The sequence below is a fragment of the Chitinophaga sp. genome (assembly GCF_035564935.1).
Lineage (GTDB): Bacteria > Bacteroidota > Bacteroidia > Chitinophagales > Chitinophagaceae > Chitinophaga.
The window spans coordinates 1-1648 of record NZ_DATMTE010000187.1 but is presented as its reverse complement, the minus strand read 5'-3'; the positions used below and the strand labels follow the sequence as shown (position 1 = coordinate 1648).

Sequence of the window (1648 nt, the reverse complement as noted above, 5' to 3'; positions counted from 1 at the left end):
GAGCTGGGTAAGAAGCTTTTTGTATCCGGCGGTACTATTCATGTACGCATCAAAAAGCTACACGAAATGGGGGTAATCAAGGGCACGCGCTTACAGGTAAACCTGCGCGCCATTGGTTATGATGTACTTGCTTTTATTGGTATTTACCTGGAGAAGAGTTCGTTGTATGAAAATGTAGCCAAACAATTACTGAAAATCCCGCAGATCGTGCGACTGAACTATACCACCGGTTCTTACAGTATGTTTGCGGAGATCATCTGTAAAGACAGCGGTGAACTGCGCAAGATACTCCAGGACGACCTGCAGCATATTAAGGGAATAGAAAGAACGGAAACAATTATTTCACTGGAAGAAAGCTTTTCCAGGCCTATTAATGTGAGTGAAGTGATGTAAGATGTTATACTCCCCACTTATTGACGCTGCCCGGTTTGGGCAGCTTTTTTTTTTGCGTGTCATGATAAGTAATGAACACAATAAAAAGTTAAAGTACACCCGGCGGCAGGAACAGCGCAACAATAAATTGTAGCTTCCCGGTTCTACAATTTACTGCCGTATGAAACACTACCTGGTTCCTGTTGCATTGTTGTGCCTGTTCTCCTGTAAGCGGTTACCGCCAAAAACATACTACACCGGCCTTTACACCATGAATGCCTATGATACCACCCGTTCCTTTGACACTGCTTTCCGGCCGGTAAAAATTGACCTGTTCTTTCCTGCGGAGAAGGTAAACAGCAAGGTGCCCATGAGCTATGAAGAGATCATGGACATGGCGGCGCTGCGACTGAACTACCAGCTGCCGCGCGACAGCGCCCACCTTGAAAGCAAATACCTGGCGGATGCCATTGCGCAGGAATTTCGGCTGGACACCGCCTCCAGCCTGTTTCATTATAATACCGGCATTTATCCGGCGCCACTACCGGTAACGGGCAAACGAAAATATCCCGTGATCATTTATGCCGCAGGAATGAATGGCAGCAGCTGGGAAAACATCGTACTGTTTAACCAACTGGTGCAGCAGGGATATATCGTAGCGGCCATCAGTTCCGTAGGGTTGTATCCCGGGTATATGAGCGCTGCAGCGGATCTTGACGAACAGGTGAAAGACCTCCTTTTTACGCGGCAGCAACTGCCCCGGCTCCCGCTGGCAGATACTTCCCGTATTGGCCTGCTCAGCTGGAGCCTGGGAGGGAGCGCCATTACAAAAGCGGCCATGCAGCAACCGTTTAAATGCCTGCTGTCGTTTGATGGCACAGAAATACACCGTTATGGCAACGAAGCGGCGTGGGATACGCAATTCAACGAAATGATGCGGGGACCCCAGGTAAAACCGGCCCAACTAACCGCGCCTTATTGTTACCTGAGCAGCGAACATCCGCCAAAAGTGGATTCTGTATTTGACCTGATGAAGCGTAGTAAAGCCTCGCCTGCTTATTTTATGAAGATAAAGGGAGCCCGGCATGAAGACTTTTCCTCCATGATCATCATTGCGGAAAAGGTACAACCCTCATTGGGCGATATTGACAAAGGCAGGCAAGCCGTGATCGGGAATATTACGGGGATCTTTTTTGACGAATACCTGAAAGGTAATAAAACAGGGTTCGGGAAACATCTGGATTCATTGCTCAGCGCCTCACCGGATAAATACAGT

At 48.4% G+C, this 1648-nt stretch carries 2 protein-coding genes; both read left to right on the top strand.

The window, feature by feature from the left end; genetic code table 11:
* The coding region (locus VN105_RS04890; protein WP_325638499.1) for an Lrp/AsnC ligand binding domain-containing protein at nt 1–393 on the top strand (393 nt) is incomplete at its 5' end.
* A 160-nt stretch (nt 394–553) separates the two neighbouring features.
* Nucleotides 554–1648, top strand: a 1095-nt coding sequence (locus VN105_RS04885) for a hypothetical protein (protein ID WP_325638497.1), incomplete at its 3' end; no start/stop codon positions are given.